A 6,837-nucleotide genomic window follows, 5' to 3' on the forward strand; every position below is an offset into this window, starting at 1 on the left:
GCTCACCAGCGGAGTCTTCTCGAAGCGGTCCAGCTCTTTAAAAGCACGCGCCTCAATCTCCTCTGGCATCTTCGCGGACTGGATCTTCTCCCGGTACTCAGAGAGCTCACTGGCGCGGTCATCGGCCTCGCCCAGCTCAGCCTGGATCGCCTTGAGCTGCTCGCGCAGGAAGAACTCGCGCTGGTGATCGCCCATCTCTTTCTCCACACGGGAGCGGATATCTTTCTGGATCTCCAGAATCGCGCTCTCTTCATGGAGGACGGCTGCCAGCTTCTCCAGGCGCTCGACAACAGAGAGGGTCTCTAGAAGCTTCTGTTTCTGCTCCACCCGCAGCGCCAGATAGGGAATGATGGTATCCGCCAGCCGCCCCGGCTCGTCCACGGAGAGCACATTGACCAGCGCCTCAGGGGGAATCCCCTTGGCATCAGTGACCAGGCGCTCAAACTGCATCGTGACCGTTCGAGCAAGTGCCTCGACCTGTGGCGTCGGAGGCTCCGGTGGTAGAGGGAGCGACTCGACCTCGATCCGCAGGTAAGGATCGGTCTGTAGGAAACGCCGCACTCGAATCCGCGGCCCCGCCTCCAGAAGCACGCGCAACATTCCATCGGGGATGCGCGTGAACTGCATCACCTCCGCTGCAATCCCTATGTCGTAGAGATCACCCGGACGTGGGTCTTCCACTTGAAGGTCACGCTGAGTGATGAGCGCCACCATCCGTGGCCTGCCCTCCTGTGCCACCTCCACCGCGCGCACGGAGCACTCGCGCCCCAGGGTAAGCGGAAAGATCATTCCCGGAAAATAGACACTGTCCCGGATAGGAATAAGAGGCAAGACACCGGGTACCGGCTCCCCTTCCCAGTCCGCTTCTAGCTCCTCCAGAAATGCTTCGTCCTCTTTCAGGAGAACATCCTCTAATAAATCCAGCCCCAGTGGGGCGATATCTACACTCTTCTTGGCCTTACGTGGCATTCGCCCATTGTACCAAGCCTCCCTGCCTCTGCCACCGCCAATAATGCTAGAGCTTGAAAAACAAGAATAATCTCTTGCAGTGGCGTGATTTGTGCGATAATTTCGGTATATGCAGCGCCAAGCAATTTTAGAGGAAGAGACGATCACCACCGCTCCGGCTCCCCCACAGGAAAATACCGCTCAGTCCGCGATCTCCTGGCTTGCGGGTGTGGCCAGCGGGACTCTGGGAGCGGCAGCGATGACCACTCTGGCACGTTTCCAAAACCCGGACATGGTGATCGGGCAACAGAATGCCTGGCTGCTCTATGCACTGCTCGGCGCGATTCTGGGCTTCTGTGCCGCTTCCGGTCGCCGCAAGGCGGCACGGGTAGCGGCGGGAATGAGCATTGCGGTCTTTCTGAGCCCGTGGCTACTGGAGATCATGTGTGCCTTTTTGCGGCTACCGGTTCCTCCCGCAGCACAGTCTCCGCTCGTGATCAATGCGTGCTTGCCTATCGGGGCCTTTGTCTTTCTTCAGAAGTGGTCGCCGAGGCGTGCGGCAATCTACGGGGGGATCGCCTTCTTTTTTCTGGACTTGCTCTACAACCTGATCACGGTCGGCCCGGGCGGTGGTCTCGGGCTGGCGGTGATCATCTCCACGCTCCATGGCGCCCTTCTGGGTGGTCTGCTGGCCTTTCTGCGCGAGTGTTTCGCTGCCCTCCAGCCACGTAAACCTAAAATTGGGGGCTAAGGGGCGGTTTCGCGCAGTTCCCGCGCCAGTGTCACCGGATCGCACACCACCCCCGCCCGCTTGAAGTAGTCGCAGAGGCGGGTGAGATCGCGCAGAAAGATCTCTTCGGCATGCTCGTTCTGGTCGAAGCGCACTACCTGAGGCAGATCAATGATCGTGGCCCGCTCGCCATCATAGAGGATATTGTAGGCGGAGAGATCCCCGTGCACCATACCCAATCCCACGAGAATTGCCAGGCTCTCTTTTACTTGAGCGAAGACACGCTGCGCCTCGGGCTTGGGTAAGATCAGCTCGATCAGGGTGGAGGCGGCGCGGGTCTCCTCTCCCTTGTAGCCCATCAAAATCGCGTTCTCTCCCACGGCATAGGGCTCCGGAACGGCGCAGCCCGCCGCGAAGAGCGCCTGGAGTGTGGTGTACTCGTACAGAAGCCAGCTAGAGTGCTGCACCTGCATCCCAAACTCGGTCTTCTTACCCAGTGCGCGCATCAGGCGCTGGTCGGTAGCCTTGGCGGCCCGGCCTTCGTCGGTGAGCACAGCGCGGCCCTGCCGGTACATCGCGTCGTTGCGTAAGTTGCGGAACTGGCGCGGACGATATACTTTCGCGGCCACCCGCTCCGCTCCCAGGGCTCTCTGGGCATCGGGCGCAACATGGCAGCAGTACACCGTGGCCTCTTTGCCACCTTTCACCTGAAACAGAACATCGTCAATGAGCTTCTGTTCATCGAAGAAGGGCCGCAACGACGAATACAGCCAGACCGCTTCGTGGCGACTGGGCTTGTAGGTCGTCGTAAGAAGCACATTCTCATCCTCTTGTGCCAGCGCGGGCGCGGCTTTCGCTTGCTTCTTAGTCGTGCGAGCCTTCACACGGCTATCATGGAAACGCTCAAACGTCGCAGGTTCGTCATCAATGTCGAGGTCGAGATCAAAATCATCGGCATCCTCATCGGAGTTTTCTTCAGGCATCACCTACTCTATCGCCCGAGGAAGCGAGAGTGCTAAATTGGGGTAAAATACGTCCATGTCTTCTTTGCCCACCGACTATGAGGAGCGCGTCTATGCGGGCGTGCTCGGTAAGATCATTGGCGTCTATCTAGGACGGCCTTTTGAAGGCTGGACCAACGCCCGGATCGAAAAAGAGCTGGGTGAGGTCTGGTACTACGTCCACGATAAGCTCGGGAAGCCGCTGATCGTCACCGATGACGATATTTCAGGGACTTTCACTTTCCCTCGCGCTTTTCCGGACAATAACAATGCCTATGATATTACGCCCGAGCAAGTGGGCAAGACCTGGCTGAACTATCTGATCGAGAACCGCACCGTTCTCTGGTGGGGCGGCATGGGCGTGAGCACGGAACACACGGCTTACCTGCGGCTCAAGCACGGCGTGGTGCCTCCCGCCTCGGGGAGCGCGGCGATGAACGGGCAAGTGGTGGCGGAGCAGATCGGATCACAGATCTTCATTGATGGCTGGGCGATGCTCTGCCCCGGCGATCCGGATAAAGCGGCGGCACTTGCCCAAAAGGCCGCTAGTGTCTCCCATGATGGTGAGGCAATCTACGGGGCGCAAGTGATCGCCGCTATGGAAGCGCTGGCCTTTACCGAGAGCGATCTAGGGCTGCTGCTGGATCAAGCGGTCACCTATATCCCCCGCGCCTCGGTAATCTGGAAGCTGATCCATGATATTCGTGCCTGGCATGAAGACGAGCCTCGAAACTGGCGCACCACTCTGCGCAAGATTGAGGAAACCTACGGCTATGACAAGTTCGGCGGCGGGTGCCACATGGTGCCCAACCATGCTGTGATTATTCTAGCGCTACTCTATGGCGACGATGACTTTCAAAAATCGCTCATGATCGCCAATACGGCGGGCTGGGATACGGACTGCAACAGCGGCAATGTCGGCTGCTTGCTGGGGATCAAGAACGGACTGACGGGCCTCAGCCGGGGAGCGGACTTCCGCACGCCCGTCGCGGATCGCCTGTATATCCCGACTGCGGATGGGGGCCGGGCGATTACCGATGCCGCCACGGTTACCTACGAGCTGGTCAACAGTGCCCGCGCCATGCAGGGGCTGCGCCCGCTCGCACCCAACAATGGCATGCAGTACCACTTCGCTCTGCCCGGTAGCCTCCAGGGTTTTATATCTGAGGACTCCGGTGAGTCGGCAGGCACGACCCGCCTTGAGAATGTCGTGCTGGGAGCGCTTGCCGAGGGTGCGGGCGTGGCGGCGGATGAGCGAGCGCTCAAGCTCTCCTACACAGGGGTTGCCCAGGGACGCACGGCGCGCGCGGCCACGGCCACTTTTACTCCACCCGATGCCCTGAACATGCCGGGCTATAACCTCATCGCCTCCCCGCGTCTCTACCCCGGGCAGACCGTGCGCGCCCGTGTGGTCGCCGACGACACCAATGCCCGCCTGGCAATGATTCGCCTCTACGTCCGCTACTACGGCAAAGATGACAAGCTAGAGACACTAAAAGGGCCGCTGACACAGCTAGCCCCTGGTGAGTTCGCCAACCTGACCTGGCAGCTTCCCGATGTGGACGGCTGCCCCATTGCCGAAGTGGGGATTAAAGTCGGTGGTCATAGCGGCGAGGGTGCGATCTACCTAGACTGGCTAGGCTGGTCAGGCACCCCTGAGACCGTTTTGGAAGCCAGCCAGGGCAGGGCCGCTCAGCACGCCTGGGTCAGCGCGGCGGATCATTTTTCAGTGCGGAGCGGCGATTTCCCCTTCCGCATCGTACAAAATGAGGGTACGGGCTATGTCTTCCAGGGCTGTAATGAGTGGAGCGAGTACAGTGTGCATACCGACGTTCAAGCGCATCTAGCCGACACTGTAGGGCTCGTCGCAGCCGTGCGCGGCCTGCGGCGACATGTGGCCCTGGTTCTCTCTCCGGATGGCGCCGCGCGGTTGGTGTGGACCCACGATGACCAGAAAGTGGTTCTCTCCGATGCTAGCATTGCCTGGCAGTACGACCATCCTTACCGGCTCGTCATGAGCGTGCACAATGATGGGCGCATCACGGCTTCCGTGGAGGACGGGGACTCCGTCCAGCTTCTGGAGGGTAATATTCCAGTGGAGCAGGCACACGGCGCGATTGGGCTTCTCACCACCGTGGGGAATGCGTCGTTTGGCCCGGTGGGGATCGAGCCCGTCTAAGCTATGCGTCTGCTCGTCTGCGCGGCAACGGCTTGGGAGATCTCCGCTTGGGGCGAGGTGCACCAGAGTGAGGAGCAAGAGAGCATCACGCTCCAAGTCACGGGAGTGGGAGCACCTGCCACTTTTGCCGCTCTCTCGCAGCGCCCTGCAGCCGATCTGATCCTCGCGATAGGGATTGCTGGGGCCTACCGCGAGACGGGTCTGGAGATTGGCGATATTGTGATCGGGGAGAGCGAGGTATGGGGCGATATCGGCTTCGCGCTTCCCGAGCCGCCTTACTTTCGTCCGATCCAGCAGAGCGAATTTGGTGGGTTCTATAGTCAGCCCCAGCCTCTGTGGGCACCCGCATGGCTCCCGGCCAGGCGCGGGCGGGGTTGCACGGTTCACACGTGTACAGGCACCGAGGAGCAAGGCGCACTCCGGCGCGAGCTTTTCTCAGCACACTTTGAAAGCATGGAGGGAGCCGCTGTGGCACAGCTGGGACAGAGCTGGGGAATTCCGGTTTGTGAAGTCCGTGCCATCAGCAATATTGCCGCGCACCGCGACATGCGCCCGGAGCATCTTAGTTTGGCGAAGGAGCGCCTGACAATGTTCCTGAAAAACCTTAAGTCAGAAGGTGATTTTTTCCACAGGCTGTCCATGGAACTGTTTCGTGGGGAGTCGCCGTCATAGTTCAGGTACTACGTTCTGAAAGAACAATATGCTAGTACCCACAAACCTATCTATGACAAAATTCACTCTTGACATGCCAACTTTGGAGCGCATTGCGCCCATTATCCGAGTTTTATCTCATCCTCTGCGCCTGCGTATTCTTGACTTCCTCGAAAAATCGGACTGCCCACAGCGGGTAACAGAAATCGTGGAAGCTTCAGAAGGCGCACAGCAAGCCATTGTCAGCCAGCAACTCAAGATATTACGTGATATTGGAATTTTAAATGCAGAACGACGTGGAAATTGTGTTTATTACTCCATAAAAAACACGAATATCCTCTATTTTCTTGACTGTATCCGTCGCCATGAGGCTATTTAATTCAGTACATAAACCTGCATATTTCTTACTCCCCATTGTCTCATGTTACTCGCACTCTGCATTCGCAGGTCAATCCGGTGCCCTTTAATAGCTCCTCCAATATCATCGGCAATCGCATGACCATAACCAGGAATCCAGAGACGCGTTCCTAAAGGGATCAGAGTGGGATCTACGGCCACCCCGTGAACCGCCTGGCCATCCCGCTCTGTCTTCGTCCAGCGCCCCCCTTCCACAGGGTCATCAATGGGCTGGTAGGCGGTTGCGGAAACGGACAGGCGGCGCTGGTAGCTCTCTCGGCTCGGATGTGCCTTCAAGTCGCTGTCCCAGCGCCGCCGTGAAGGAGCGAACCGTCTTGGGGAAGGTTTGGCCACTTGTTTCTTCGTTATACTTTTGGCGGGAGAGAGAGGCGTCGAGTACCCAACGCTCCCCATAAATATCCCTATTCCAAAAAGAAAAATACCCGCAATTTCCTGGGTTTCTATGATATTAAAACGCACTATTACGTAGTCTCCTCGATAAATTAAAGCTTTTCGCTCTTATTTATCGGCAAGACTGTTCAATTGCTTGAGTATTTCTGTTGCAAGAAGCTGTGTAGCAGGATCCTGAGCAAAGAGATCAGGATGGAGCGCACGTGCCAGAACGCGACGTGCAGCAAGCACCGCAGGGCGTGGGAGACGGGCCGCGGCAACCGAGAGTCCACTCCCTCCCGATGTGCCAGGCCGTGTTGCGCCACGCTGCATCGCGGCTCGGGTTCCTGCCGAAAAGCCATCCGCATAGGCTTGAGTCTGGATGCGCTCCGCCTCACTTGCGCTAGGGGTATCCGTTGCGCTTTCCTGATGACGTCGCTCACGCTCCAGCACCGCGCAGCGCTCCAGAAGCTCATCCACGCGCTTTTTCGTCTCATTGAGCTCCCGGCGGAGCGCACGCCGCTCGCTCGCCAGAGTCTTTT

At 58.6% G+C, this 6,837-nt stretch carries 7 protein-coding genes and 1 pseudogene; 4 read left to right on the forward strand and 4 right to left on the reverse strand.

The genetic code is table 11. The annotated features are described in order from the left end of the window. On the reverse strand, positions 1 to 969 hold a 969-nt coding region (locus ACH2EH_RS00780; RefSeq protein ID WP_395137845.1), incomplete at its 3' end, for an LON peptidase substrate-binding domain-containing protein. A gap of 109 nt (positions 970 to 1,078) precedes the next feature. Between ACH2EH_RS00780 and ACH2EH_RS00785 the strand changes: the two genes are divergently transcribed. Continuing rightward, positions 1,079 to 1,699, forward strand: a complete 621-nt coding sequence (locus ACH2EH_RS00785; protein ID WP_395137847.1) for a hypothetical protein — start codon at positions 1,079 to 1,081, stop codon at positions 1,697 to 1,699. Here ACH2EH_RS00785 and ACH2EH_RS00790 read toward each other — a convergent pair. Next, the gene (locus ACH2EH_RS00790; protein WP_395137849.1) at positions 1,696 to 2,661 is read right to left on the reverse strand and encodes an RIO1 family regulatory kinase/ATPase; all 966 of its coding nucleotides are present in this window, start codon (positions 2,659 to 2,661) and stop codon (positions 1,696 to 1,698) included. The two genes, ACH2EH_RS00785 and ACH2EH_RS00790, sit on opposite strands and share 4 nt — an antisense overlap. Positions 2,662 to 2,716: 55 nt before the next feature. Here ACH2EH_RS00790 and ACH2EH_RS00795 point away from each other — a divergent pair, with 55 nt between their 5' ends. Genes ACH2EH_RS00795 through ACH2EH_RS00805 form a run of 3 tightly spaced genes read left to right on the forward strand, consistent with a single transcriptional unit; the run spans position 2,717 to position 5,888 of the window. Then, the gene (locus tag ACH2EH_RS00795; protein ID WP_395137851.1) at positions 2,717 to 4,858 is read left to right on the forward strand and encodes an ADP-ribosylglycohydrolase family protein; all 2,142 of its coding nucleotides are present in this window, start codon (positions 2,717 to 2,719) and stop codon (positions 4,856 to 4,858) included. A gap of 3 nt (positions 4,859 to 4,861) precedes the next feature. After that, positions 4,862 to 5,530 (forward strand): hypothetical protein, encoded by a 669-nt coding sequence (locus tag ACH2EH_RS00800; protein ID WP_395137852.1) that lies wholly within the window; start codon positions 4,862 to 4,864, stop codon positions 5,528 to 5,530. Positions 5,531 to 5,582: 52 nt separating this feature from the next. Further along, complete coding sequence (locus ACH2EH_RS00805; protein WP_395137854.1) at positions 5,583 to 5,888, forward strand: ArsR/SmtB family transcription factor; 306 nt, start codon at positions 5,583 to 5,585, stop codon at positions 5,886 to 5,888. Here ACH2EH_RS00805 and ACH2EH_RS00810 read toward each other — a convergent pair. Next, positions 5,885 to 6,259, reverse strand: a complete 375-nt coding sequence (locus ACH2EH_RS00810) for a 3D domain-containing protein (RefSeq protein WP_395137856.1) — start codon at positions 6,257 to 6,259, stop codon at positions 5,885 to 5,887. The genes ACH2EH_RS00805 and ACH2EH_RS00810 overlap by 4 nt on opposite strands. A 165-nt stretch (positions 6,260 to 6,424) precedes the next feature. Further along, positions 6,425 to 6,837: pseudogene (locus ACH2EH_RS00815) on the reverse strand (hypothetical protein); the annotation flags it as partial.

The sequence above is a fragment of the Armatimonas sp. genome (assembly GCF_043760365.1).
Classification (GTDB): domain Bacteria; phylum Armatimonadota; class Armatimonadia; order Armatimonadales; family Armatimonadaceae; genus Armatimonas.